23 protein-coding genes and 1 riboswitch are annotated in these 24424 nt (G+C 68.3%); of the genes, 10 read left to right on the top strand and 13 right to left on the bottom strand.

Features of this window, described 5'->3' with window-relative positions:
- Window positions 1-149 precede the first annotated feature (149 nt).
- On the bottom strand, window positions 150-1232 hold the full coding sequence (gene alr, locus K7W42_RS11430) for an alanine racemase (protein ID WP_224574755.1): 1083 nt from the start codon (window positions 1230-1232) through the stop codon (window positions 150-152).
- Window positions 1233-1281: 49 nt separating this feature from the next.
- Here alr and K7W42_RS11425 point away from each other — a divergent pair, with 49 nt between their 5' ends.
- The gene (locus K7W42_RS11425) at window positions 1282-3237 is read left to right on the top strand and encodes a hypothetical protein (protein ID WP_224574754.1); all 1956 of its coding nucleotides are present in this window, start codon (window positions 1282-1284) and stop codon (window positions 3235-3237) included.
- Window positions 3238-3293: 56 nt separating this feature from the next.
- Window positions 3294-3716 carry a hypothetical protein gene (locus K7W42_RS11420; protein ID WP_224574753.1) on the top strand — a complete coding sequence of 141 codons (423 nt, stop codon included), beginning with the start codon at window positions 3294-3296 and terminating at the stop codon, window positions 3714-3716.
- 477 nt (window positions 3717-4193) lie between these two features.
- Here K7W42_RS11420 and K7W42_RS11415 read toward each other — a convergent pair whose 3' ends face one another.
- From K7W42_RS11415 to K7W42_RS11405, 3 genes are all read right to left on the bottom strand, one after another.
- Window positions 4194-4895 (bottom strand): ABC transporter ATP-binding protein, encoded by a 702-nt coding sequence (locus K7W42_RS11415; protein WP_224574752.1) that lies wholly within the window; start codon window positions 4893-4895, stop codon window positions 4194-4196.
- A 1-nt stretch (window position 4896) separates the two neighbouring features.
- Complete coding sequence (locus K7W42_RS11410; protein ID WP_224574751.1) at window positions 4897-6060, bottom strand: ABC transporter permease; 1164 nt, start codon at window positions 6058-6060, stop codon at window positions 4897-4899.
- A gap of 83 nt (window positions 6061-6143) precedes the next feature.
- A complete protein-coding gene (locus K7W42_RS11405; protein WP_224574750.1) occupies window positions 6144-6530 on the bottom strand; it encodes a hypothetical protein in 387 nt (128 codons plus the stop codon).
- 88 nt (window positions 6531-6618) lie between these two features.
- Between K7W42_RS11405 and K7W42_RS11400 the strand changes: the two genes are divergently transcribed.
- Window positions 6619-7872: a DUF4127 family protein gene (locus tag K7W42_RS11400; RefSeq protein WP_224574748.1), complete on the top strand. Its 1254-nt coding sequence runs from the start codon at window positions 6619-6621 to the stop codon at window positions 7870-7872.
- A gap of 96 nt (window positions 7873-7968) precedes the next feature.
- Here the strand turns inward: K7W42_RS11400 and K7W42_RS11395 are convergent, their stop codons facing one another.
- The 3 genes from K7W42_RS11395 to proB all read right to left on the bottom strand — a co-directional run bounded on the left by K7W42_RS11395 (window position 7969) and on the right by proB (window position 11056).
- Window positions 7969-8841, bottom strand: a complete 873-nt coding sequence (locus K7W42_RS11395; RefSeq protein WP_224574746.1) for a DMT family transporter — start codon at window positions 8839-8841, stop codon at window positions 7969-7971.
- Window positions 8838-9578: a glucodextranase DOMON-like domain-containing protein gene (locus K7W42_RS11390; protein WP_224574745.1), complete on the bottom strand. Its 741-nt coding sequence runs from the start codon at window positions 9576-9578 to the stop codon at window positions 8838-8840. The genes K7W42_RS11395 and K7W42_RS11390 overlap by 4 nt, the downstream gene beginning before the upstream one ends.
- A 386-nt stretch (window positions 9579-9964) precedes the next feature.
- Window positions 9965-11056, bottom strand: a complete 1092-nt coding sequence (proB, locus tag K7W42_RS11385; RefSeq protein ID WP_224574744.1) for a glutamate 5-kinase — start codon at window positions 11054-11056, stop codon at window positions 9965-9967.
- Window positions 11057-11154: 98 nt separating this feature from the next.
- Here proB and K7W42_RS11380 point away from each other — a divergent pair, with 98 nt between their 5' ends.
- Window positions 11155-11880 carry a hypothetical protein gene (locus tag K7W42_RS11380; protein WP_224574743.1) on the top strand — a complete coding sequence of 242 codons (726 nt, stop codon included), beginning with the start codon at window positions 11155-11157 and terminating at the stop codon, window positions 11878-11880.
- Between the two features lie 55 nt (window positions 11881-11935).
- Here K7W42_RS11380 and K7W42_RS11375 read toward each other — a convergent pair whose 3' ends face one another.
- A complete protein-coding gene (locus tag K7W42_RS11375; protein WP_157461470.1) occupies window positions 11936-12601 on the bottom strand; it encodes a TetR/AcrR family transcriptional regulator in 666 nt (221 codons plus the stop codon).
- Between the two features lie 219 nt (window positions 12602-12820).
- Here K7W42_RS11375 and K7W42_RS11370 point away from each other — a divergent pair, with 219 nt between their 5' ends.
- Together K7W42_RS11370 and K7W42_RS11365 are read left to right on the top strand one after the other, a co-directional pair.
- Window positions 12821-13696, top strand: a complete 876-nt coding sequence (locus K7W42_RS11370; RefSeq protein ID WP_224574742.1) for a bifunctional 5,10-methylenetetrahydrofolate dehydrogenase/5,10-methenyltetrahydrofolate cyclohydrolase — start codon at window positions 12821-12823, stop codon at window positions 13694-13696.
- Window positions 13693-14799, top strand: coding sequence for a glycosyltransferase family 4 protein (locus tag K7W42_RS11365; protein WP_224574741.1), 1107 nt, complete (start codon window positions 13693-13695; stop codon window positions 14797-14799). The genes K7W42_RS11370 and K7W42_RS11365 overlap by 4 nt, the downstream gene beginning before the upstream one ends.
- A 191-nt stretch (window positions 14800-14990) precedes the next feature.
- On the opposite strand, the gene K7W42_RS11360 is transcribed toward K7W42_RS11365, so the two are convergent.
- Both K7W42_RS11360 and K7W42_RS11355 read right to left on the bottom strand, forming a co-directional pair.
- Window positions 14991-16055 carry an alpha/beta fold hydrolase gene (locus K7W42_RS11360; RefSeq protein ID WP_224574740.1) on the bottom strand — a complete coding sequence of 355 codons (1065 nt, stop codon included), beginning with the start codon at window positions 16053-16055 and terminating at the stop codon, window positions 14991-14993.
- Window positions 16052-17398, bottom strand: coding sequence for an O-acetylhomoserine aminocarboxypropyltransferase/cysteine synthase family protein (locus tag K7W42_RS11355; RefSeq protein ID WP_224574739.1), 1347 nt, complete (start codon window positions 17396-17398; stop codon window positions 16052-16054). The genes K7W42_RS11360 and K7W42_RS11355 overlap by 4 nt, the downstream gene beginning before the upstream one ends.
- Before the next feature lie 132 nt (window positions 17399-17530).
- Window positions 17531-17621: riboswitch (SAM riboswitch) on the bottom strand.
- A gap of 197 nt (window positions 17622-17818) precedes the next feature.
- Between K7W42_RS11355 and K7W42_RS11350 the strand changes: the two genes are divergently transcribed.
- Together K7W42_RS11350 and K7W42_RS11345 are read left to right on the top strand one after the other, a co-directional pair.
- Complete coding sequence (locus tag K7W42_RS11350; RefSeq protein ID WP_224574738.1) at window positions 17819-19879, top strand: zinc metalloprotease; 2061 nt, start codon at window positions 17819-17821, stop codon at window positions 19877-19879.
- Between the two features lie 163 nt (window positions 19880-20042).
- Window positions 20043-20630: a hypothetical protein gene (locus tag K7W42_RS11345; RefSeq protein ID WP_224574737.1), complete on the top strand. Its 588-nt coding sequence runs from the start codon at window positions 20043-20045 to the stop codon at window positions 20628-20630.
- On the opposite strand, the gene K7W42_RS11340 is transcribed toward K7W42_RS11345, so the two are convergent.
- The 3 genes from K7W42_RS11340 to K7W42_RS11330 form a co-directional block, all read right to left on the bottom strand.
- Window positions 20627-21025 (bottom strand): Fur family transcriptional regulator, encoded by a 399-nt coding sequence (locus K7W42_RS11340; RefSeq protein ID WP_224574736.1) that lies wholly within the window; start codon window positions 21023-21025, stop codon window positions 20627-20629. The two genes, K7W42_RS11345 and K7W42_RS11340, sit on opposite strands and share 4 nt — an antisense overlap.
- A gap of 78 nt (window positions 21026-21103) precedes the next feature.
- Window positions 21104-21727 (bottom strand): hypothetical protein, encoded by a 624-nt coding sequence (locus K7W42_RS11335; protein WP_224574735.1) that lies wholly within the window; start codon window positions 21725-21727, stop codon window positions 21104-21106.
- Window positions 21727-22506, bottom strand: a complete 780-nt coding sequence (locus tag K7W42_RS11330) for a phage holin family protein (protein WP_224574734.1) — start codon at window positions 22504-22506, stop codon at window positions 21727-21729. The genes K7W42_RS11335 and K7W42_RS11330 overlap by 1 nt, the downstream gene beginning before the upstream one ends.
- A gap of 69 nt (window positions 22507-22575) precedes the next feature.
- On the opposite strand from K7W42_RS11330, the gene K7W42_RS11325 reads away from it, so the two are divergent.
- Together K7W42_RS11325 and K7W42_RS11320 are read left to right on the top strand one after the other, a co-directional pair.
- On the top strand, window positions 22576-23241 hold the full coding sequence (locus tag K7W42_RS11325) for a class I SAM-dependent methyltransferase (RefSeq protein ID WP_224574733.1): 666 nt from the start codon (window positions 22576-22578) through the stop codon (window positions 23239-23241).
- 239 nt (window positions 23242-23480) lie between these two features.
- Window positions 23481-24368 carry a phytoene/squalene synthase family protein gene (locus K7W42_RS11320; RefSeq protein WP_224574796.1) on the top strand — a complete coding sequence of 296 codons (888 nt, stop codon included), beginning with the start codon at window positions 23481-23483 and terminating at the stop codon, window positions 24366-24368.
- Window positions 24369-24424 lie beyond the last annotated feature (56 nt).

The raw sequence follows: 24424 nt of genomic DNA, 5'->3' as shown, positions 1-24424 counted from the left end.
GTTAGACAGACTCCGATTGAATCGTTTGCCCGGCAGGCGCGCGAGGAGGCGCACAAGCGGGCTAACGGATGCGGAGTTGGCTAATCGGTGACCTCCTAAGTTGTCAGCGTTCCAGCCGGCAGGCCAGCTCACTTCTCCACCTGGCCCGGCTACTCTGCTTCCATCACGCGCTCGACCCGGTCGCCCAGGCCGGTCAGGACCTCGTATTCCACCGTGCCGCCCCAGGCCGCCACGTCGGTCACCGTCACGTCGGCAGGCCCCCAGAGGGTGGCCCAGTCACCCACCTGAACGGCCAGCCCCGTCACGTCCACCATCAGCTGGTCCATGCAGATGCGGCCCAGCACCGGGCGCTGCTGGCCGCCCAGCAGCACCTCGGCGTGCCCGGTGGCGTTCCGGGGGTAGCCGTCGGCGTAGCCCACACCGACTGTGGCCACCAGGGTGTCGCGCGCCGCCCGCCACAGGCCGCTGTAACTGACTGTCTCGCCGGCGTAGGCCGTGTGCAGGTGGGTCACGCGCGCCTGTAGCGTCATCACCGGACGCAGCGGCAGGAGGCCGCGCAGGTGAGGCGGCGCGAAGCCGTAGGCCGCCAGCCCTGGCCGGGCCAGCGCCATACCGGGCAGCACGCCAAAGCTCAGCACGCCGCCGCCGTTGGCCGCGTGGGTCATCAGGGGCGTGGGCGTGGGGGGCAGCGCCGCCAGCACAGCCGCAAAGCGCCGCAGCTGCTCGTGGGCAAAACTGAGGTCGGGTTCATCGGCGGTGGCCAGGTGGGTATACGCGCCTTCCAGCAGCCCGCGCTCGGCCAGGCGGCGGCCCACGGCGGCGGCGTCTTCGGGACGGGCCCCCAGGCGGTTCATGCCGGTGTCCACCTTCAGGTGCGCGCGGGCGTGGGGGGGCAAGGCGTCGGCCTCCGGCACCGACGCCACCGGCAGGCGCACGCCCAGGTCGGCCAGTGGCCCTACCTCGTGGGGCATAGGGGGGGTCAATAGCACTAAAGGCCGACCCAGATTCAGTGCAGCCAGGGCCGCCGCCTCGCGCGGGGTGGCCACCGCCAGGCCCCACACGCCGGGGTGGGCCGCCGCCACGCGCGCCACCTCCTCCAGGCCGTGCCCGTAGGCGTTGGCCTTGACGGGCAGCAGCAGCCCCGCGCCGGCCCGCTCGGCCAGCGCCCCCAGGTTGGCGCGCAGGGCATGGGGGTTGATCACGGCGCGGGCGCGGGCAGAAAGGTCAGGCATCTGGCTCCCGATGCTAGCGCTGCGGCCAGAGGTATCCTTCACGCTAGTCATGCCCAAGCCTTTTGCACATTCTCTGGCCCGCCGCACCCTGACCCTGGCCCTGCTGGCTGCCGCCGGCCTGACCTCCGGCGCCGCCGCGCAGACCGGCGGGATTCTGCCCCTGGTGTCGGTGGGTGAAAAGTGGCCCCAGGCGCAGGAATCCTACGTCATCCGGGTGGCGGCCCAGGACGCAGGGAAATCACTGGGCCTGGAAGTCTATTCGCCCAGTTTCAACCTGGCTGACTATGTGGATGGCCGCCGGGGCGAGGGGTACTTTGGCGACGAGCTGTACAAGAAGAACGAGCCGTTCGAGACCACCTTTACCCTGACCGGCCCAGGCGGCACCGTCACCGAGCGGCGCTACGGCCTGAACCGCGAGCATACCTGGGAAAGCCTGTTTGCGGGCGGCCTGGCGGCCGGCACCTACACCCTGAAGGTCACGAGTAAGGGCGACGGCAAGAACTCGTTTGCCCTGCGCGTGGCGGCGCCCTTTGCCCTGGAAACCAGCGACTTCAGCGTGAACGCTCGCAGCACCGACGCCGAGCCCCTGCTGGCCGCCCGCCTGAACGTCACCGCCGACTGGGTGGGCAAGACCCTGGCGCTGCAAAACTACGACGTGGACGGCCCGCAGGAAGCCGAGGTCTGGGCAGTGCAACCGAACGGCACCCGCGTGAACCTGACCCCCAGTGACAACGGCCGCACCGCCACCGATCCTTACGTCATCACGCCGGAGCTGGTGGGCGAGTGGCGCGTGTTCATCCGCGTGCTGGGCACCACCCGGCAGTACAGCAACGCCATTCGCTTTGCCTTCCGGGTGGGTGACCAGTCGGTGCGGGCCACGGTGGGCGGCTTCACCCTGCCTGACACCGTGAAGATTGCCAACCAGCTGCTGGTCGAGGTCGTGGACCCCCAGGGCCGCCCGATTCCCGGCGCCTCGTACACGCTGGTGGGCGACACGGTGGTGCGGCCGACGCTGCCGGCCGGGTACGTGCCTGTCAGCAGCGCCCTGGTGGCGGGGACCGGCAACATCGTCTCTCCGACTGAAATCCGCTATCAGCCGGGCTTTAACAAGGTGCGCTTCGTGGCCCGCGCGCCGGAAGGGCAACTCGTGGTGGACGCCGTGGCCCTGTACGGCGACCAGCGCCTGCCGCTGACCGGCGTGCCGTTCGAGGTCGCGGGCCGCACCCTGTCCACGCCCGCCACCGTGCCGCTGGCGCCCGGCGACTACCCGGTGACGCCCACCGTCATTCCCGGCAGCACCGTGACCCGCCCGCTGCCTGGCCGCGTGACGGACGCCGCCGCTGGGCGCGTCACCATCGAGTACCGGGTACGCACAGACCTGACGCTGGTCACGGCCCCCGACCTCCTGAACGCCTGCGACGTCACCCAGCTGACGGCCCTGGCCAAGACCGACTTTCCCTACCGCCTGCCGGGCCGCCTGCAACTGAATCTGCCGGGCGGCTGGACCAGCGACTACCCGCTGGAGGTGGCCGGCGAATTTAGCGGCACCCAGCCCCTGCGCCTGAAAGTTCCGGTGCGGGTGTGCCGCACTGACACCGCCCAGGCCACGCTGGACCCCGTCGGCCTGAGCACCACTGGCCAGGCGCGGGTGCGCAGCCCCGGCAGCGCCAACGTCACCCGCACGGTCGAGGGCGGCGCGCGGGCCAGCCTGCAAAAAAGCGTGGAGACCGCTGCCCAGGGCTATCTGGTCACCCTGGTGCTGACGGTGGACAGCACGCTGGACAATGTCCGCCTGGGGGACCCGCTGCCTGCGGGGGGCGCCCAGCCGGCCGTGCGCGGTCCCCTTCAGGTGCAGGGGCCCAGTCTGGCGAACGTGAACCCCCGATTTGAAGGCGACACCATCGTGCTGACCCGAGTGATTCCGGGCACCTATATCCTGACCTACACGCTGCTGAGCGACCAGCCCGCCGACCGCGTGGTGACTCCACCCGACCTGAGCTGGTAAGCCCACAGGCTGCACATCTTCATGTGTCCCATGTGCTTCTCAGGTAGCCTGCGGCCATGAAAGCCCTCTGGCCTGTCCTCCTGGGGTTCGCCCTGACTGCCTGCGGCGCCCAGGTTGCGGCGCCGGGAGTTGACCAGCTGCTGGGCGCTCCCACCGCCCTGAACGTAGGCGGGCAGGTGCTGACGGTGGGCACGGCCCCCGCCGCCAGTTCGCAGGGGTTTGGGGTGAAGGTGCGCCTGGCCTCGGCGCGCACGCCACTGCCGGCCGTGCGACTGGACGGGGTATTTGTGGTCAGCGGCTCGGCCCTCTGGAAGTCGCCCCTGAGCAGCGCTGGGAACGGTCAGGGCAGCGCCTGGGGGCGCAACGTCTCTGCCTGGCAACCCGGTGAACCCGTGCAGGTGGTCGTGCGCCTGAAGGACGAACGCGGCCGCGTGCTGTGGCTGCGCGGCCCGCAGACGCGGGTGGGCCAGGCGCCCTAGAGCTGTTCTCCGAATGCAGCGGCCAGAGCGAAGAGCCTCTAGCCGCTGCATTTTGCTCCGGTTAGCCCTGGTGTTCGCAGGGGAAGAGCAGTTCCTGTTCTCAAGGACGCCGCCAAGCCCCAACCGCTGACCTCAAGGAGGAAGTGAGCGAGAGACTGCTGCTCTCTGATGGCGGTCTTTTGTGATGTTTGAGGGAAGCTCCTCAAACGAAGTGACTCGACAGACTGACAGCGGCTGCCAGTTCCATTGATGGGCCAACAACCCCCCTCAACTCCACTTTCGCCGCTGTCTCTTACGGATACTCACTTTGTTCGCCTCAGCGTGGTTGAGGGGTATGACCCTCAACCACGCTGAGTTCCGCTGTGAGTCACGCCGCCCCACCTTTCCTGCAACAACACACCGTCCTGAAAAGGAGGCCGCACCCGCTGCACATCAGCAGAGACTCGCGCGGCTGTGTCAGGCCACAGGCCACTCACTTCAGCGCACCAGGCTCCCCTGCTCTCCCAGACTCACCACGCCGTCGCGCACGTTCAGGTGATGATTCGCCTGGGCGGCCACATCGCGGTCATGGGTGATCAGCACCACCGTGCGGCCTGCGCTGGCCGCTTCTTGCAGCAGGGCCAGCACCCGCTCGCCGGTGCGGGTGTCGAGGTTGCCCGTAGGTTCGTCGGCCAGCAGCACGCTGGGGTTGCCGGCCAGGGCGCGGGCAATGGCCACCCGCTGCGCCTCGCCGCCCGACAGCTGCCCCGGCAGGTGCGACGCGCGGCCTTCTAACCCCACCAGCGCCAGCAGTTCGCGGGCGCGGGCACGGCGCTCTTTGGGCGGGTGGCCCGCCAGAGCCAGCGGAAACTCCACGTTCTCCAGCGCACTGAGAATGCCCACCAGGTTGTGGTTCTGAAACACGAAGCCGTAGTGCGCCAGCCGGAAGTCAGCGCGCGCGGCCTCCCCCAGCGTGGTCAGGTTGGTGCCGCCTACCTCCACCTGCCCTGTGGTGGGGGTCTCGAAGCCCGCCAGCAAATTCAGCAAGGTGCTTTTGCCGCTGCCTGACGGCCCCACCACTGCCGTGAGCCCAGGGGCAAAGGTATGGCTGAAGGGCGCCAGCGCCTGCACCTGGCCGTCGCCACTGGGATAGACACGCGAGAGGTTCTGCACGCTAAGGGTTGGAAAATTGGCGGTCATCTCAGACCCTCCCCAGAGCTTCGGTGATGTTCAGGCGGCTGGCACTGCGCGCGGGCAACAGCCCCGAGAGCAGGCCCAGCAGGAAGGAAATGCCCAGCGCCAACAGCGTAAGGCGCGGGGTCAGGGCCGCCGCGTCAATGCCGGCGAGGTCCTGCGTGTACAAGTTGACGCCCGCAATGCCCAGCAAGCCCAGCAGAACGCCGCAGACCCCACCCACCAGCGACAGCAGCAGTGATTCGGTCAGCACCAGCGCGCGCACAAACGACGGCCGGGCGCCGATGGCCCGCAGGGTGGCGAACTCGCGGGTGCGCTCGAACACGCCCATCATGACGGTGTTGGCCACCGCCAAGCCGCCCACCACCAGCGCAATCAGCGAGATGCCGAAGCGCACGGCGTCGCTGATCCTGAGCGCCCGCTCGACAAAACTGAGGAAATCCGATTGCGTGGCGGCCTCCAGGTTCAGCCGCTCGGAGATGCGGCCGGCCACGTCGCGGGCCTCACGCGGGTTGTTCAGCTTGACGGCCACCAGCGACACGCGGTCCTGTGCGCCCTCGCTGGCCTGCAACGTGGCCAGCGGCAGGAAAATGAAGTTGTCCACCAGTCCAGATTCGGGGGCCAACACGCCCACCACCTTGACGCTGGAGCGGCGGTTGAGGTTCAGGCGGCTGCCCAGCCCCAGGTTCAGATTCTTGGCGGCTTTGGCCCCCACCACCGCCGCGCCGGCCGGGTTGTCGCTCGCCTGCAGCGTGCGGCCCTGCGCAACCTTCGAGTTGGGGAACACCGCGCCAATGCCGCCATTCTCGGCCGGCAAGCCGTACAGCACGGCGCTTTGCGTGGGGTCCAGGCTGCCGCGCACCGCCATGATGACTGGCGTAACTGTCTGGATACCCAGGTCCGGGGCCAGCGCCTGCAGGTCCTGCACGGTCTTTTGCGGCAGGTTGGGGTGCATGGCCAGGCCCTGCGACAGCGGCGTCAGACTGACCTGGATGTCCGGGCCAATGCCGCCCAATTCGGTGACAAACACTTTGCGGATGCCCTCGCCCAGCGACAGAAAGATGACCATGCTGGCCACCGCCACCGTGATACCCAGGGCGGTCAGAAACGTGCGCACCCGGCGCCGGGTCAGGCCGCGCCAGGCCAGTCGCCACAGGTCAGTTGGGGTCATAGGGTGCAGGCTACGCCCCTAGAGGCGGGACAGGTGGCACCGAGGGGGACCGGTCTCAGGCGACAGGCGCTTTTCGCAGCGGCTCACTCCAGCCTCTGCACCTCAAACCAGGCGGTCTGGGCGCGCACAGCGAACGAGGACTGAGCAAAATCAGCCAGCGTATAGGGCGCTTCGGCCACTGGGCTCAGGTCCACAGCTACGAGTTGATCGCTGAACAGCAGGGCAATCCCGTGACTCAGGACCACATTCGTTCCCGGCTCCTCCTGCACCCGCAGGAGGCTCACACCCTCCAACTTTAAGACCAGCGAACACCAGCCCGAAGCGGCCTCCCGGTCCTGCACTTCTAGGATCAGCATGAGCTGTAAGAGGCTGTCCGGGTAAGTCAGTTCTGCGCGCTGGATCAGGCCGTCGTAACACCTCCAGTGGCGTTCCAACAAGGCAGAAGCAGTGTCGGGGGTCAATCGTTGCACCGCTCCAGTCTCTCACTCTGGACCAGGGCTCAACTGCTCTCTGGTCCCTTCGGGGGATTTCCTCACCAGCGGCCCGTAAGGTGCCCGCATGCGCTTTGCCCTCCTGGCCCTGCTGTGCGCCGCCTCAGCGAGCGCGCAGACGCTGCTGCCCCTGGATTCCCGCCCCGCCACGCGGGTGCTGCCCGCCCTGATTGCCGGGCTCCGCGGCGGGACGGCCCTGGTGCCCCCGGCCGCCTTGCTAGGCACCGCCACCATAGGCGCCAACCCAGCGGCCTTGACCGCCTGGCTAGCGGCCCAGCCGACCACCGGCCCCCTGGTGGTGTCGCTGGACGCCCTTGCCTACGGCGGGCTGGTCCAGTCGCGCACCAGCCCGCTGAGCGCGCCGGACGCGCTGACCCGCCTGGACCCGCTGCGCACCTGGACCGAGCGCACGGGCCAGCCGGTCTACGCCTTTGTCACGCTGCCGCGCGAGCCGGACGCCACCAACCGCGCCCGCAACCTGGAAGTGGTGCGCGCCGTAATGGACTGGGCGCGAGAAGGCCGTTTCAAGGAACTCCACGTCACCTGGGACGACGCCCTACCCGGCAGCCCCGCCCCGAAGGAGGGCGCCGCGTTGGCCGCCCAGGCGCCGGCGAACGTGCGCGTGTACCCCGGTGCCGACGAAGTGCTGTCCATGCTGACCGCCTACGCCCTGGCCCCTGAATCCGCGACGGTGCGCCTGGAATACAGCGACCCCAAGGCCGCTGAGGCCGTGATGAAGTACGAGGGCATTCCTCTGACCCAGAGTGCGCTCAACCACGCTCAGGGCAGCGGCTTTGCGGTGGTGCCGGGCGCGGCCGACCTGACCCTCTATGTTTACAACGGCGGTGACTCACGGCGGGCGACACTGCGGGTGAGTGCCCTGCTGCGCGCCGGGCCGGTGGCCGTGGCAGACGTGGCGCAGGTCAACCTGGGCAACACCCGCTTCTGGAGCGATCTGCGCACCCTGCGCCAGCACGCCAATCTGCGCGCGCTGGCCGCCTGGGGCACCCCCGGCAACAACCTGGGCACCGCCCTGGCCCACGCCAAGCTGAGTCTGCGCGGCGCCGACCCGCTGCGGCAAGACGCCCTGCTGGCCCGCGAATTTGCCAACGACGTGATTTACTCTGCCCAGGTGCGTGCCCGCCTGCGCCAACTGGTTCCCGAGGCTGAACTCAGTACCCCGCGTGGACAGGCCGCCTTGCAGGAAGCGGCGCAGGGATTCTTCCCTCTGCGCATAGGCAACACCTATACCCTCAGCGACGCCGAACTGCCGTGGGGCCGCTCATTTGAATGGGACTTCACCCTGGACGAGAAACGGTAAGAGGCCGGCACCGAAAGCAGCGACCTCCCTCTGTGCCTGCCCTGCATGTAGAGCGAGCTTAAACAGGAAAGGGGCGCTTCCTCGTCGGCCCCTCTCTCACTCCGCGCTAGGATGCGCTTCGTCTGGGTTGATGCTGAGGAGCAGGGCCGCCCCTATCACCAGCGCCGCGCCCAGCAGGGCCAGGGCCGCTAGGCGTTCGCCGAACAGCAGGGCAGCCAGCCCAGCGGCCACCACCGGCTCCAGGCTGGCAATTACGCTGGCGCGGGTGGCCGGCAGTGACCGCAGGCCCGCGCTATACGCCAGATAAGCCAGGTAGGTGCAGAACACCGCCATGCCGCCCAGGCTGGCCCACACGGGAGCTGTCTTGGCCGTAAAGTCCACGAAGGGCAGCAGGCCTGCGGCGCCCACCAGCAAGGCCACCGCCAGCAGCACGGCCGGCTCATATCGGGTAAAAAACGCCTTGCCATACAGGTAATACAGGCTGTAAGTGAAGCCAGCCAGGAGGCCCCAGGCCAGGGCCGGGCCGCTGACCGTGACGCCCTGGCCACCACCCAGGCTGATCAGGGCAATCCCTCCCAGGGTCAGGGCCACGGCGCCCAGCTCCCGGCGACCCAGGCGCTCGCGCAAAAAAGCCCAGCCCATCAGCGCCACAAAAGCAGGTGCGGTGTACAGCAGCACACTGGCCAGGCTGGCCCCGCCCGCCTGCACGGCCAGCTGATAGGCGCCGTAAAACACGCTGACCCCCGCCACCCCAAAGCCGACAGTGACCAGCAGGTCACGGCCACGCGGCCACCTCGCGCCGGTCAGGCCGGCGTGCAGGGTAAACAGGCCGCCGGCCAGCAGGGCGCGCCAAAACGCCACCTCCAGCGGCCCCACGCCGCCCGCCTGCGCCTGCTTGCCCAGAATCCCCAGCAGGCCCCAGAGCACCGCCGCCGCCAGAATCAGCAGGGGCGCGGGCAGGCGCGTCACCGGCCTGCCAACCGCCGCCACACCATGACCGTGGCCACCACCGTCAGCAGCAGGCCCGCCGCGCCCAGGGCCATTAGGGTCAGACTCACCCAGTCACGGGTTTCGCCCACAGGCGCCAGGGTGCCGCTTGTGAAGGCCAGGGTGTCACTGCTGGGGGCCAGGACGTCCACTGGGGTCGGGGCGCCGGCCCGCCCCGCCTGCAACAAGGTGGGGCCAGCGGCGGTGCCGGGCTTCAGGACGCCGCCCGGCGACAGGGGCGTGTACACGCTGTTGGTGACCCAGTAGCCGTAGGTCCCGCCCGGCACCGCCGCGTCAATCACCAGACTGGTGCCTGAGACCTGAACGCCAGGGGCAGCCAGCGTGGTCAGAGCGCCCTGACTGTCGGCCTGCACCAATGTGGCGCCGCTGCCGGTCACGCGGAGGTGATAGGCCCAGCCGCCCTGACCGCGCACCCGCAGCCCGGTCTCGCCCAGCACCTGCTGCCCGCCCAGCGCGCCCTTGACAAAAATGTCGGTCACGCCCGCGCTGTACCCCGACGGCGTATTCCAGGGATTACCCAGCTGGCTAAAGCTGACGGTAAAACGCATGCCCTCGCCCTGCGGCTGGGCACTAAACGCACGCAGGTCCAGCATCTCAGAGCTGAGAGCGGGGCGGGTGGGCAGCACATAGCCGCCGTCGCCGCGCGCGTCCCCCGCCGGGTCCGTCAGAGTGATCGTCGAAGCGAGCAGCGCCAGCACGCCCGGCAGTATAGAGGGGCGCAAAGAAGGGTCGCGGGGATACGCCAGTTGCCGGCGACTGCGGCCCAGTCACCTGGGAGGCGCTGCGCCGCACAGTGGAGCGGAAGATGCTTGACGGTCAGGGCGGAAGCTCCCCAGTTTCTGCTGGTTCGGTGCTCCAACGTGGCCGGGAGGCTTCTCGACTCATAAATGACGGGAGGCCCCGGCCTACTTCTCTGCCCAACCGCCCACACAGCGGCTGCCAGTTCCATTGAGAGGGTCAACACATCCCCCTCAATTCCATTTCTGCCGCTGTCTGTTGAGGTCACGCCCTTCGGCCAACCCAGAGTGGTTCAGAGTGACACCTCTTCAACCACGCCACTGTCCGTTCCCCAACAGCCTCTCCCCTACAGCCGCACCAGATCATCCCGGTGAATCGCCTCGGGGCCATAGGTGAAGCCCAGCAGCCCTTCTACGTCGCGCGAGTGCCGGCCCTGAATGCGGGCCAGGTCGCCCGAGCTGTAGCGGCTCAGGCCACGGGCCAGGTCGGCGCCGTCTGGCCCCAACACCCGGACCGTGTGGCCGCGCGCAAAGCGGCCCTCGACAGCCGTAATACCAGCGGGCAGCAGGCTGGCACCGCGTTCGCGCACCGCCTGGGCGGCGCCCGCATCCAGCCTCACGCTGCCTGAGGCAACCTCAGCTAGAATCCAGCGTTTGCGCGCCTCCAGCCGCGAGGTGTGGGCCAGAAAGCGCGTCCCCAGCGCCTCCCCGGCCACAATGCGGCTCAAAGCGTCTGGGGCGTCGCCGGGGGCGATTACGACGGGCGTGCCCGCGCGGGTGGCGACCTCGGCGGCCTGAATCTTGGTGTGCATGCCGCCGGTGCCCCGGTGGGACCCGGCCCCACCCGCCTGCGCCCAGACCTCGGGGGTGACGCGCTCCACGACCGGAATAAAGGTCGCGTCCGGGTGGGTGCGCGGGTCGGCGGTGTACAGCCCCGGCGCGTCGGTCAGGATGACCAGCAGGTCGGCCTCGACCAGATTGGCCACGAACGCCGAGAGCGTGTCGTTGTCGCCCACCTTCAGCTGCTCCAGGGCCACCGCGTCATTCTCGTTGATGACCGGCATCACGCCGCGCGCCAGGCAGGCGTTCAGGGTGGTGCGGGCGTTTAGGTACCGGGTGCGGTCCCGGAAATCATCGGCGGTCAGCAGTACCTGCGCCACCGGCACGCTGTACAGATCGGCCAGTTGGGCGTAGGCGTGCATCAAGCGGCCCTGGCCCACAGCGGCCAGCAGCTGTTTTTCGGCCAGGGTACGGTCGCGCGGCGGAAACCCCAGGGCTTCCCAACCGGCCAGGACAGCGCCACTGGTCACCAGCACCGCCTCGTGGCCGGCCTGGCGCACCGCCGAGAGCCCCCGCATCAGGTCCACCAGCCGCGGCCGGTGCAGGCGGTCTGTTCCGGCAGTCAGCACACTTGTTCCCAGTTTCAGCACCACGCGCACGGGCGCAGCATAGCGGGCGAACAGGGCCGCCCGTTCCCCCCTGTGCAGAGGCGCTCCCCTGATGCAAAATGAGAATCAATGAGAATGCGGAGGGAAGCGTGAGCCTGCAGCTGTCAGGCCGCCAGAGCGCTGGGTGGTGGCGGGCCAGCCTCCTCCTGGCGGTGTTGGCGATGGGGACCGGTGGCGCGCAGCTGAGTCCTATCGCCCAAGGGGCCGCGCCGCCCGGCTCTCCCCTGAGCCCGCTGCGCGGTCTGCACACCTTCATGACCACGTTTGCCCCGCCAGCGGCTGAAGGGTCGCTGCTGGCGCTGGCCCAGCGCGAAGGCCTGACCTGGGGGGCCACGCAGAATCTCTTTGCCCGCCGCCTGACCGACGAGGCGGCCACTTTTCTGGACTGGCGCGGTCACAGCCGCAGCGGCGCCGGCAGCGTCTTTACCACCGTGCGGGCGGCCACCTACCGCAGCGGCACCCAGGCGCTGCTGGTCCTGAACCGGCAGTGGTGTGCCCAGGGCGCCTGTCAGGAGCGCAGCGCCTTTGCCTGGCTGCGGCCAGGAGGCACCCTGACGCCGACAGGGGAACACGACGTTATTCCGCTGCTGCGCGACCAGGAATTCCTGACCGGCAGCGTGCCCCCGTGCATGCGCGCGGTGACGCTGGGGGTGTCGTACCTGCCGGCCCCAGGCGGCCTGCACCTGCACGCGCTGCCGCTGCTGCCGCCCGACGCCGCGCGCGCCTGCACCGCCGCCAGAGTGAGCCTGGCCGCCGTGACGCGGCCCCTGCGCCTGGTCTGGCATGCCGCCAGCGGCAAGTTTAGAAAGGGGTAGACGCAAAAAGAAGACGGGACCCATTGGCCCCGTCCCTGTCGCCGCCGGGTGGACTCTAGCTGGCGTTGGCCGGGCGCGCTTCCTGCGCCGCCAGCTGCTCGATGATGGCGCGCAGGGCCAGCTCGAATTCGCTGTACAGGTCGGTCTGCTCGGGCGTACGGATCTGGGCCGTCACAGGGTCGGTGCCGGGCAGCGACTCGCTGAACTGCTGCCAGCCAATCGTCATGGCGTACAGGTGGCGCAGCACGCGCAGGGCGGTGGCCGGCGGGTAAGGCATGTGGCCCACCAGGCGGCGCAGCTGCGCGTCCAGGTCACGGCGGAATTCCAGGGCCAGCTCAGGGCGCACGTTGCGCTCCAGCACGGTCCCCAGCAGCACCAGCAGGCGCCGCAGCGGAATCAGGTCTTCGGCCTGGTACAGCAGGATGTCGGTCACCTGCTGGGCAGTGCGCGGCTGGCGCTCGGTAAACAGGGCGGCGGTGGCCGCAATCCAGCGGTGCAGATGCTCGGACAGCAGCGCCAGAAACAGTTCTTCCTTGGTGTCAAAGTACAGGTAGAGCGTGCCCTTGGCCAGCTGCGCTTCCCGCGCCACCTGGTTCATGCTGAGTTCGGCGTAGGAGGTGCTGGTCCAGAGGCGTTCGGCGGCGCGCAGGATATCGTCGCGGCGCTGATGCTTTTCTTCAGCGCTGCGGGCGCGGGCGGGACGGGGGGCGGGACTTGACATCGTTGTAGACGATATTCTGTCCAGCCAGAAGCCGCTGTGAACGACTTCACGCTATCCTCCCCCTGGGGATGCATCCGGAGGCGGTAGTGTGGTTGTGCGCTTTTTTCTGCCCAGAGTGTACACGGCGCACCCTGTGCCCGCGTCACTTGACCCAGCACCCGGCCTCCCCGCTCCAGACGGCTTCGGAATCCGTACTACACTTGACCACCGAGACCTGCCATGCCCACACCCGACGCCTCTGCTCCTACCCCCCGCGCCCTGCCGGGCAAAGCCCTGGCCGCCGACGTCACGGCCGATGTGCGCGCCGCGCTGCGCGCCTGGCCGTTTCAGCCTCATCTGGTCAGCGTGCTGGCCTCAGGCGACCCAGCCTCGCGGGTGTACGTGGATAGCAAGGCTCGGCAGGCCGAACGGCTGGGGGTGCGCTTCACCGTGCGTGACCTGGGCGACGCGCCCACCCAGGACGGCCTGCACGCCGCGCTGGACGAGCTGTCGTCCAGCGGGGACGTTCACGGCATCATGCTGGAATTGCCTCTGGCACCGGGGCTGGACGCCGACGCCGCGCTGCTGCGCCTCCAGCCCCAGAAAGACATTGAGGGCCTGAGTCCTGCCAACCTCGCCCTGATTGCGGCGGGCCGCGAAAGCGAGGCTTTGCTGCCCCCCACGCCGCGCTCGGTCCGCTTTCTGCTGCGCTCGGCGCTGGGCGACGATCTGCGCGGGCGGCGGGTGGCGGTCGTGGGCCCAGGGCGCACCGTCGGCCGGCCTTTGACGTTCATGCTGAACAACCGGGGCGTGACCGTCACCCTCTGCAACGAACACACCCGCGACCTGCGCGCGGTGCTAGACAACCAAGACGCCGTGGTGGTGGCGGTGGGCCGCGCGGGGCTGCTGCGCCCCGAGCATGTGCAGCCTCATCACGTCATTATTGACGCGGGCATCAACGTGCAGCCGCAGGGCGTAGTGGGCGACGCCGAGGCCGGGCTGCCGGTGCAGGCCCAGACCCCTGTGCCGGGCGGCGTGGGGCCGCTGACCAGCGCCCTGATGTACCAGAACCTCGTGCGCGCCGTGAAGTTGCAGCGCGGCGAGCCGGTGGAATGACCGGCCCCCGCCACACCCCCCTGCGGCTGGCCGTCCTGACCGACGCCCCGCGCGTGGCCGGCAGCGAAATCTGGCTCCTAGACGTGCTGCCCCTGCTGCGTGAACAGGGCATTCAGGCCAGCGTCTTTCTGCCGCAGGGCGCGGCGATGGACGAACTGGCGCGGCGATGTGCAGAGCGGGGGCTGGAGGTCACGCGGCATGACGGCGTTGGTACGCTGGGCCCAGCCACCGCCTCCTTTGACCTGCGGCTGCTTCAGGCCTGGACACCGCACACCTACGCCGCCGCCCAGGCCAACTTGGCGACGCCCTATCTGACGGTGGTGCATGACCAGCTGGACTATCACTATCCGCTGGGGCTAAAGGTACTGTTCCAGCTGATTTACGCGGTTACCAAGGCCCGACCCCTGCGGCGGGTGGGCACCGTGGTGACCGTGTCGCGCTGGGGGCAGGCGTTTCTGGAACGCCGGATGCGCCTGCGCGGCGTTCTTGGGGTGACCAACGGCGTGGATACGGCCGTGTTCGCGCCGGCCCCCGCGGAGGCCCGCGCGGCCCTGCGGCGCCACCTGGGCTTTGACACCTTTACCGTGCTGGTGCCGGGCCGCTTTGCCCTGGAAAAAAATCAGCTGGCTGCCGTGCTGGCGGCGCGGCACTGCCCTGACTTGACCTTTGTGTTTGTGGGCGATATGGATTCGCCGCTGGGGGTAGCGGCGCGGCTGCTCACGCGCGGCCTGCGCTTGACCAACGTCCGGTTTCTGGGGCGGCGCTGGGACATGCCCGCGCTGTACCAGGCCGCCGACGTGCTCCTGCAACCCACCCTGGCCGAAAACCAGTCGCTGGTGACGCTCGAAGCGATGGCTTCGGGCCTGCCGGTGGTCACCACTGCTATTCCCGCCCAGGCCGAGTTGGTGCGCGACGGGGCAGACGGGCTGCTGGTTCCGCCTCAGCCCCGACTGCTGGCCCAGGCCCTGCGGGCACTGGCGCAGGCACCTGTCCAGACTGCTCAGCTGGGCCGCCAGGCCCGCGAACGGGTCCTGAGCAACCACCGTCTGGAGCACACCGCCGCGCAGGTCGCCGATCTGATTCACCGGGCCGCCCGACCCTGACGCGCTCCCCAACCGGCGGCGCAATGTCTTGACAGAGGCTGGGACAGCCTCTTCCGGGTTGAGCAGTTCTGCGCCTGTCCCCAGACTGACGCCACACCGTCAGCAGTCGCAGAGGTCGCGCAATTCAGCCGTGCGGCTGGCGAACCGACTGGCCCCGCTGCTGTGCTTGACTGGCAAATCGCCACCACGCCTTAACACGCCTGGCCTGCACCCTCACCCGCCTGCAAAAACGCGGACACTCGCCCTGGCAACTCCTGGCTGTCCATCAGAAAGGCGTCGTGGCCGTGCACGCTCTGCAGTTCCCAGTACGAGGCTCGGGGCAGCCGTTCAGCATGGGCGCGCACCTCGGCGGCGGGGTACAGCTGGTCGCTGGAAATGCCCACCACCAGCACCGGGGCGCGGATGGTGCCCAGTTCCGCGTCGCCCGGCTGGAAGGCGTCCATGGCGCCAGTCAGGGTCACGTAACTGCGCTCGCAGAACCGGGCCTGCAACTTCTCACCCTGGTGGTGCAGGTAGGTGGTGATGGCAGGCACGCCCGCCCGGCGCTGTCCGGCCTGGGTCTGGGCCAGACTCTCGGGACTGCGGTACGTCAGCATGGCAATCTGACGCGCCACCTTGAGGCCCTCTCCCCCTGGCGCGGCGCGGATGGCGCTACGGGCCGCCGTGTTCAGGCCAATCGCCCAGGGCGAATGCCGGGCCGGGGCGCCAATAATGACGGCGCTCTGCACCAGGTCCGGGCATTCCAGCAGCCAGGCGTAGGCCAGCATGCCGCCCATGCTGCCGCCCACCACGCGCACGCGGCGTACCCCCAGGTGTTCCAGCAGCGCGCGCCCGGCCCGCGCCATATCGCGCAGGGTCAGCGGCGCGTCGCCTGCGCCTAGTCCCGGCAGGTCGCCGGGACCACTACTGCCTGCACAGCCGCCCAGCACGTTGGCACACACGATGAAGTCGCGCGTGGGGTCCAGGGGCCGCCCCTCACCCAGAAACTCGGGCCACCACTCATGCACGGCGCTGTTGCCGGTCAGGGCGTGCAGCACCAGCGTCGCCGTTTCGCCCGGCGTGCCGTAGGTATGGTAGGCCAGGCGCACGTCACTGACCGGCAGACCGCAGTCCAGCAGCAGCGGCGCCTGTCGGAACAGCCGCGCCACCTGCCGGCGGGGAGAGACGGGCTGCTCGGCAGGCAGACATCGCTCGGGGCTGTCGTCAAGGGCCGGCAGCGGCAGCGGCGGGGGGACAGGATGACTCAGGGCGGTCACGCCTCCTCGCTCGCGCTGGCTTCTGCCGCGTCCCCTTCGACCAGGGCGGCGGCCAGCGCCTGGGCAAAGTCCTCGCGGATGTCCTCGATATGCTCGGTGCCGACCGACACGCGCACCAGCCCTGGCGTGACGCCCGCGCGGCCCTGCGAGACCTCATCCAGCTGGCTGTGGGTGGTGCTCGCCGGGTGAATGACCAGCGTGCGGGTGTCACCCACATTGGCCACATGCTGCGCCAGCGCCACCGAGCGGATAAACGCCTCGCCCGCAGCGCGCCCGCCCCGCAGTTCAAAGGTCAGCACCGCGCCGCCCCCGCGCGGCAGGTAATGCTGGGCGCGGTCGTAGTGCGGGTGGTTGCTCAGTCCAGGGTAGGTCACGCGGCTCACGTCCGGGTGCGCGGCCAGCCAGACGGCCAGCGCCTGGGCGTTCTGGGCGTGGCGCTCAGCGCGCAGGCTCAGGGTCTCCAGGCCCTGCAGGAACTGCCACGCCTGCTGCGGGGCCAGGGTCGGTCCCAGGTCCCGCAGCCCCTCGGTGCGCGCGCGGATGATAAAGGCCACGTTCGGCAGCCCCAGGGCGTTGCCGGTGCCGAAGGTCTCCCAGAAGTTCAGGCCGTGGTAGCTGGGGCTGGGCTCGGTGAACAGGGGGTAGCGGCCATTTCCCCAGTCAAAATTGCCGCCGTCCACGATGACGCCGCCAATCCCGTTGCCGTGCCCGCCAATCCACTTGCTGGCCGAATGCAGCACCACGTTGGCGCCGTGCTTGAGCGGCTGGCAGTAGTACCCACCCGCACCAAAGGTGTTATCCACGATTACGGCTACGCCATGCGCGTGGGCGGCGGCGGCAATCGCCTCGAAATCGGGAATGTTCAGCGCCGGGTTGCCGATGGTTTCGAGGTACACGGCGCGGGTCTTGTCATCAATCAGGGCGGTGAAGTCCTCGGGGCGCTCGTCACGGCCCGTAAAGCGCACCTCAATCCCCAGCCGCGCCAGCGTCACGCGGAACTGATTGACAGTGCCGCCGTAAAGGTTGGGCGTGGAGACGATGTTGTCCCCAGCCTGGGCGACGTTCGTGATGGCCAGAAACTGGGCGGCGTGCCCGCTCGCCACAGCCAGGGCGCCGACCCCACCTTCCAGGGCGGCCAGCCGCTCCTCGAACACGGCGTTCGTGGGGTTCATGATGCGGCTGTAGATGTTGCCAAAGGCCCGCAGGCCAAACAGGTCGGCGGCGTGTTCGGGCGACTGGAACACGTAGCTGTTGGTGGGGTAAATCGGCACCTGCTGCGCGCCGGTGGTAGGGTCGGGCTTCTGCCCGGCATGAACCTGCAACGTCTCAAATCTGTGCGCCATGGCGCGCCTCCTACGGGGACACCGGGGGGGCGCCTGCACAAAGAGGCGCGCCCCTGCTCTGAAACCATGAGAAGGGGCGCTGAACATGTCATCCGCGAGACCTTCCCTCTTGCTCCGGCCGCGCGGTCATCGTTGAGCCGCAGGCAGGCTGGCCTTGGCACCGTGACGAGATGAAGTCCGGTTGCCGCGCCGTCAACGAGCCAGGTCTCTCGGGCGCTCTGAAGTGGGTGGCTCCAGCGTGGGAGTCGCTGCCCAGGGTAAGGGGCGCCCCGGCGCGTGGTCAAGTCACCCGTCCAGGCGCTAGGATGTGAGGCGTCAGAAAGTTCTGTGAGCGGCGTCCGGGTCTTCGACCCTCCGACTGACCGAGACACGCGCTGCTACCGTCTACCCGGCCAGTTCTGGCCATCTCAGAGGAGTCCCATGCGTAAATCCCTGCTGACCGCTGCCCTGCTGGGCGCTGCCCTACTCTCTGCCTGTAACGATTCCGTTTCACTGCCTACGCCAACGCCACCCACCCCAACCCCTGCTCCGCAGACAGATTTCGTGGGCTTAAAGACGCTTGTTCCCGGCAAAGAGGACACGGTTCGTACCAAACTCAAGGTCAACATCGTGTTTGTGGGGTACCGTCAGACCCTTCCCGGTCAAGTGACGACGGCGCGTCAAATCAGCACGCAGGATTTCGCGCAGACCTTGCCCAAGACCTATGACGCCGTGAACCGCATTCCCAGTTCTTACGGCCGCATGGAAATGACGGGCAACACCTTTGACTTCGACTACAACTATGTGTTTGCCAACCAAGCATTTGAGGACGATTTCTTCAAATTCATGCTGGCCAGCGGCAAGGAAAACCCCCTGACCGTTCAGCAACGCAGCTATAACTGCCAGACCGACCCGAATGTTGAGAACCCCACCTGCACCACACCAGCCGGCAACATCAACCGGCCTGTAACAGGCAACTTTGAGGTCGACGCGCTGGCCACGGAAAACTGGCTGGCCGACAACGTGAGCCGCGTGGGCGTCAAGCCAGGCGAGCACACGATCTACTTCGTCAACTGGTTTGACCGTCCCGACTTCAAGTTCCACAGCTACACCCGTGCTCTGGCGGCCGATACCGACACCAACACGACCTTTGGCGCACGCGGTAGCCGCCGCCTGATTGCCTGGGGCGGCAGCACCCGCACCGGCAGCGCGGCACAGCGCGTGTGGTTTTACGACCTGTCGGCCAACCCCGACCCATGGACACGGGCCTTTGATGTGACCAACCCGGATACCGATGGGGACGGTGCTGCTGACTACCGCATGCCACCCATCTGGGAATACGGCACCCGTAAGGCCAGCATAGGCGCCGGGCGTAAGGTCAGCCCTGACCTGGCCCTGGTGGCCCGCTATACCGCCATTAACCTGCTGTTTACCCCCAGCCCTATCTACCGCGCGGCGCTGACCCCTCCCCAGATGCCCGAAGAGATTGAGCTGGACTTGCATGTGGAGCAGGGTGCAGGCGCGACCGCCTCGGCGGACCTCCTCAAGCCTCAGCTGATGCAGGAGCGCATCGCGCCCCTCCAGCCTTTTACCAAGTTCAGCACCACGGTCAAGGAAACGCCACTGGACGGCAATCTGGCCGACGTGTACAAGTGCTTCTTCCCCGTGGAAGTCGAGGACGTCTGCTCGCCCAACTACTTTGACTTCAGCGGCGAAGCGCTGTTCCAGTTTGGGGTCAAGGAGCTGCGCGAGGCCTATAAGACCACGCCGCAGAACCGTTACCGCCTGCCCGTTTACCTGTTCAACGACGACCAGAACAGCCAGGGCGGACTGCTAGGCATCGCCTACGATGACGGCGAGACGGGTACCCAGAGCTTCGTCTATTCCTTCCTGACCCCCGACCTGATTGACGCTGGCTACGGCTTCACCGATACCTCGGTGCACGAAGCAGGCCACCACCTCAGCCTGTCTCACCCCCACGACGGCTACGACAGCGAGCAGAACCTGTCCTACGGGCCCAGCGGCGACTTCTTCTTCGTCAACGGCGGCGACCAGAGCGCCACCATCATGTCCTACAACGACCTGTCGCGGACCTTCGGGCAGTTCAACCTGGACAGCCAGTACCGCTACCTGACGGCCGCCTACCTGAACAACACCAACGCCATTCTGGAGCTGACCCGCCGTGCCCAGAAAGTCAGTGGCGTGAGCAGCGCCGCCCTGAACGCCGACACCCTGTTTACCCAGGCCAAGGCGAAATACGACGCCCTGGACTACCTGGGGGCCGCACAACTGGCGCACCAGGGCTACCGCGCCGTGCTGGGGGCCGCCCAGCAGGCAGGGGTCGCCGTGCAGGGCTATAAATGGTACGAGAACCTGAACGGCTTGCAGGGCCTGAGCGCCGCCAAGAAGCCCCAGTACAGCCCGACCTTTAAGGCCCAGAAAGGCCTGGTCATCTTCCCCGAGGAGACTGCCCTGCAGCGTCAGCTGCGCCTTCAGAGGTAAAGCCCCTCGTCTTCTGTGCCCCGCCTGTTTCTCGGCGGGGCTTTTGCTGTTTTGCCTTGCCTCTCAATGCCGGCCCTGCACCCTCCGCGCCCGAGCATCAGCCTCTGGTCAGATGGTAAGCCTGTCGCCGTTGACCGCCAGACCCAGTCGCTACAGTGCCCGCATGACTTTTGTGCGCGCGCTGGCTCTGCTCGTTGCAACGGCTCCGCTGCTCCTGGGCGGGTGGACCAGTGCCGCCGCCAATCTGCCGGCCCGGCCCGGCAGCCCGGTCAGTCCTGCGGGCGTGTCCAGCGCACAGATCAAGGCGGCGCTGGATACGCGCCCCGTGCTGCGCCTGATGCTGATGACCCTCAGCCTGCGTGAGCTGCTGCGCGCAGGCACCCTCCAACTGCCCCCCAACACGAAGGTCAAGCTGGACATCCTGCTGGCCCCGCTGGCCTCAAACGCCTCTTTGCCATCGGCCACGACGCAGCAGACCATCAGCCGGATCACCGAAGCCCTGCTGCCCGAGCAGCGCCGGCTGCTTGAGACGCACATGAGCAGCCGCGAAAGCCGCGCCCTGATGCTGGCGTCACAGACCCGCCTGGCCGCCGGAGAGGCCGTCAGCGGTGTGCAGTCGGTGCTGTACCTGCTGATTCCTGGGGGCCGCTCAATTGTTGACCGCCTGAACCGGCAGCCCGATCTGAATCCTTATCAGGTGAACCCGGCCAACACTGACGTCCTCAAGACCTTGATGGCCCTGCTGCGCTAGGCGGAATTGGCCCCCGCGCAGTCGGGGCAGCGCCCGTACAGCGTGACCTCATGGGCCTCAATCACAAAGCCGCCGGGATACACCGTGCCCCTGGGCAGCGACACCGGGCAGGTGTGCAGGGTAAACACGCGCCCGCAGGCCGTGCAGCTGAAATGGTGGTGATGGCCCTTGCCGCTGGGTTCGTAGCGGGTTTCGCCGTCCAGCGTAACCGGGTGAATGCGGCCTTGTTCGGTCAGGAGCTTCAGGGTGCGGTACACGGTGGCCACGCCCAGCGCCGGCAGGTCCAGCCGGGCGCGGTCCAGCACGTCGGTCACGGCCAGCGGCCCTTCGGCGTCCTGGAGCACGCGGGCAATCACGTCGCGCTGCCGGGTGCTGCGGGACACAGAAGCGGTCATGCCCGGCAGGCTAGCACTCCCAGGCCGCAGGCATCAAAAAGCCGCCCACGATTGGGGCGGCACAGAGGGGCAGGCGGGTCAGCGGCGGTTGGGGTTGGCCATCTCGCTGGGGGCAATCTCACTGCCCTTCGCTTTGGCCTCCACCTGGCTGGGCGGAATAGGCACCTGCCCAGCGTGGGTCTGGGGCAGGGGCGCGGGCGGCGCGCTGCCTTCAGCCGGGGCCTGCTGGGCGTAGCTGCGCGTGGCGGTGGCTGCCGTGGGTGGGGCCTGACTGGCCGGGGCAGAGGCGCCTTTCTCCTGGCCCGCCTGGGCCAGCAGGCGGTCGGCAAGACTCTCCAGGCGCGGCGCAATCACGTGGTCTGTCAGGGTCTTGAACGCCAGGGTGCCGATGGTGGCCATCAGGGCGCCGCCAGCCGCGCTGCCTTTCTGGTTTTTCTGGGCCTTAATAAGGCCCTTCTGGTGCTTGACGGGGCTGGCCGCGTCCACATAGATTTTGCGGCTGCGCCGGAACTGGCGGCCAATCACCAGGCCCAGCACGGCCCCCACCGCCGAGGCGCCGCCCAGCATCTTCAGCGGTTCCTGCTGCATCTTGACCTGCAGGCTGGCCTCGTGGGTCAGGGCGTCCACACTCTTTTTCAGGCGCTCGCGGGCTTCTTCGCGCTCAGTTAAGTAGACCCGCGCAGTGGGGTCTGTGGGGGCCATCAGGACTCGCCCCGCTTCATGTCGCTGCGGTAGGTGGGCTCGGTGCTCACGGGAATCCCAGGAGCGTCTTTCAGGACCACGGGCTCCTGCAGGTTGGGGTCGCGGTGGTGGCCGTGCCCCTTGCCTGTTTCGCTGCCGTCTATCTTCTTGTTCAGGCCGCTGCCGTATTCCTGGGGCTCGCCTTCAGGAGTGCTTTCGTAGACAGGGACGGTGGTGGTGCCGTGCTCCACGCGCACGGTGGCCTGGCCCTGGCCCTCGGCCAGCACGCGGTTCTCGCCGGCCGCCTGCTCCTGGGCGTCACGGCGCAGTTCGACCTTGGGGCCACTGCTGTTATGAGAATCACGCGCGGCGTTGCTGCCAGAGGCGGCGCTAGGGGCCGCAGGAGCCGGCGCGGTGGGACGGGAGGCGGCGGTGGAGTCGTCGTTCATGTCTTCCCTCCGGTGGCGGGGTTCGGTGAGGTCGGCCTCACTGCCCAGCTTTTTCAGGCCCAGGACGATCAGGGCGCCCGTAACGGCAAAGCTGACCAGCGCAATCAGGAGCGCGGCGGCCCAGGGACCCAGGCCCAGGCGCATCAGACCGAAAAACACCGCCAGAATGATGAAAATCAAGCCCATGACCAGCGGCCCGGTTGAGGCCAGCAGCAGCACGGCCCCCAGCCCCTTGGCTTTGGCCACTGCGCCGGCCTTGCGCGCCAGGGCACTCAATTCTGCTTTCACGAGGGTGACGCCGGCGTCAAAGACATCCACCAGCGCGCCCCCCAGACTCTTGCGTTCTTCCATAAACGGTTTCCTCCGGCGTGGCGGCCCCTCACAAAACGTGAACAGCGGGGGTCAGGCCACCCCAGCATAATGAACCCGATGCCCGGCGCCACACAGCACCAAGAAAACCTGAACCTGACGCTGGCCCAGCGCAGCAACCTCTGGCCCCTTACGGCGCGGGGCTACGCGAGTTGGCGGGCGGAGTCACTGCGGCTGCTAGGCGCGCGCGGCTACTCGCTGGAACGCGAGGCGGCGCTGTTCCGCGCCCTGTGCGCCCCGCAGCCTGGTCAGCGCTGGCTGGACGCCGGCACCAGCGCCGGCTTCTATGCGGGAGTGCTGGCCCGCGCCGGGGCCGAGGTGCTGGCCGCCGACTTCAGCGCGCCGATGCTGCGGGAGGCCCAGCGCCGGGAGCCTGGCCCTCAGATAGAGTGGCGGCAGCTGAACCTGGAGGCCAGTGGGCTGCTGGGGGGACACTTTGACGGCGTGACCGTGGGCGCCACCCTGAACGAGACGCACGACCCGGCCCGGCTGCTGCGCGAGTTGACCCGCCTGACCCGGCCCGGTGGTCAGCTGTGGCTGATGTACGTGCGCCGCACCGCCGGGCCGCTTCAGCACCTGCTGGCCCGCCCGGCGCTGGGCGGCCTGACCTTCCCCGACCCGGCGTGGGTGTCGCGCCAGGTGCCCGAGCTGACCCTGGCGGCCGGCCTGAGCGTCGGCGCCATACGCTTTGAGCGCTTTGTGAAGGACGCCTCCTGAGGATCAGGACAGATGGGGACGCGCCGCCTCCCCTGCCCTGAACCAGCGGTCGCCAGACGGCACCCCTGGCCTAAGCTACCGATTCGCAAGAACTCTGTAAGAATGCGTGACGTTTCGCGCAGACCCTCCCCGTAGACTCGGTGCCTAAGGACGGCCAACGTGACCCATATGTCATTGACTTCTGTACTGGACAGTTTGAACAGGTGCCGCGCACCTGGGCAGCGCCAGTGGATGCCCGCGTGACGGCAGCGGCGCCCGCACAGCTGGGCCAGGCTGTCGCCCACTGCCAGGAGGTCACGCGCACCCACAGCAAGACCTTCTATCTGGGGTCGCGCTTTTTTCCGGCGGCGCAGCGGCGGGCGGTGTGGGCGGTCTACGCCGCCTGCCGCGAGGGCGACGACCTGGTAGATGACCTTCAAGGCGACGCGGCGCAGGCCGGACTGAGCGACTGGTGGGCACGCATCCAGGCCGCTTTCACCGGTCAACCTGGCCTCCACCCCACTGATGTGGCCCTAGCCTGGGCCGCGCAGACCTACCCTATTCCGCTGCCTGCCTTTGCCGAGTTACACGAAGGCCTGCGGATGGACCTGCGGGGCCACGCCTACGAGGACATGAACGACCTAACCCTCTACTGCCGCCGGGTGGCGGGCGTGGTGGGGTTCATGATTGCGCCCATCAGCGGCTACAGCGGCGGCGAGCGCACCTTAAACCACGCCCTGAAACTGGGACAGGCCATGCAGCTGACCAATATCCTGCGCGACGTGGGCGAGGACCTGCGCCGGGGCCGGGTCTACCTGCCTCGCACCCTGCTGGCCGAGTTTGGCGTGACCCTGGCCGATCTGGAGCGCGGCGCCGTCACGCCTGAATACCGCGCCCTGATGCGCCACCTCACAGGTGTGGCCCGCACCTGGTACGCCGAGGGCCACGCCGGGATTCCCTGCCTGCACGGCAGCGCCCGCCTGGCCGTGGCGACGGCCGCCCGCGCCTATGAGGGCATTCTGGACGATCTGGCACGCGGCGACTTTGACAACTTTGGCCGCCGCGCCCATGTCAGCGGCACCCGCAAGTTGCTGATGCTGCCGCGCGCCTGGTGGGACCTCCAAAGCCGCCCGGCCCCGCTGTCCTGACGGACTTTTTCCCTCTTCTCCCATCACGCTGCGCCCCTTGCAGCGGGAGGTTCCTG

Source organism: Deinococcus betulae, assembly GCF_020166395.1.
In the GTDB taxonomy this organism is placed as follows: domain Bacteria; phylum Deinococcota; class Deinococci; order Deinococcales; family Deinococcaceae; genus Deinococcus; species Deinococcus betulae.
Note: the sequence above shows the minus strand (reverse complement) of the source record. Positions and strands in the feature narration are given on the sequence as shown.

Bases quoted from the DNA above. Each gene is read 5' to 3' on its own strand.
- K7W42_RS11415 (WP_224574752.1), bottom strand. From the start codon at position 4,895: ATGACCGCCAATTTTCCAACCCTTAGCGTGCAGAACCTCTCGCGTGTC.
- K7W42_RS11350 (WP_224574738.1), top strand. From the start codon at position 17,819: ATGCGTAAATCCCTGCTGACCGCTGCCCTGCTGGGCGCTGCCCTACTC.
- K7W42_RS11410 (WP_224574751.1), bottom strand. From the start codon at position 6,060: ATGACCCCAACTGACCTGTGGCGACTGGCCTGGCGCGGCCTGACCCGG.
- alr (WP_224574755.1), bottom strand. From the start codon at position 1,232: ATGCCTGACCTTTCTGCCCGCGCCCGCGCCGTGATCAACCCCCATGCC.
- K7W42_RS11330 (WP_224574734.1), bottom strand. From the start codon at position 22,506: ATGGAAGAACGCAAGAGTCTGGGGGGCGCGCTGGTGGATGTCTTTGAC.
- K7W42_RS11375 (WP_157461470.1), bottom strand. From the start codon at position 12,601: ATGTCAAGTCCCGCCCCCCGTCCCGCCCGCGCCCGCAGCGCTGAAGAA.
- K7W42_RS11370 (WP_224574742.1), top strand. From the start codon at position 12,821: ATGCCCACACCCGACGCCTCTGCTCCTACCCCCCGCGCCCTGCCGGGC.
- K7W42_RS11400 (WP_224574748.1), top strand. From the start codon at position 6,619: ATGCGCTTTGCCCTCCTGGCCCTGCTGTGCGCCGCCTCAGCGAGCGCG.
- K7W42_RS11420 (WP_224574753.1), top strand. From the start codon at position 3,294: ATGAAAGCCCTCTGGCCTGTCCTCCTGGGGTTCGCCCTGACTGCCTGC.
- K7W42_RS11340 (WP_224574736.1), bottom strand. From the start codon at position 21,025: ATGACCGCTTCTGTGTCCCGCAGCACCCGGCAGCGCGACGTGATTGCC.
- K7W42_RS11335 (WP_224574735.1), bottom strand. From the start codon at position 21,727: ATGGCCCCCACAGACCCCACTGCGCGGGTCTACTTAACTGAGCGCGAA.
- K7W42_RS11345 (WP_224574737.1), top strand. From the start codon at position 20,043: ATGACTTTTGTGCGCGCGCTGGCTCTGCTCGTTGCAACGGCTCCGCTG.
- K7W42_RS11325 (WP_224574733.1), top strand. From the start codon at position 22,576: ATGAACCCGATGCCCGGCGCCACACAGCACCAAGAAAACCTGAACCTG.
- K7W42_RS11425 (WP_224574754.1), top strand. From the start codon at position 1,282: ATGCCCAAGCCTTTTGCACATTCTCTGGCCCGCCGCACCCTGACCCTG.
- K7W42_RS11355 (WP_224574739.1), bottom strand. From the start codon at position 17,398: ATGGCGCACAGATTTGAGACGTTGCAGGTTCATGCCGGGCAGAAGCCC.
- K7W42_RS11365 (WP_224574741.1), top strand. From the start codon at position 13,693: ATGACCGGCCCCCGCCACACCCCCCTGCGGCTGGCCGTCCTGACCGAC.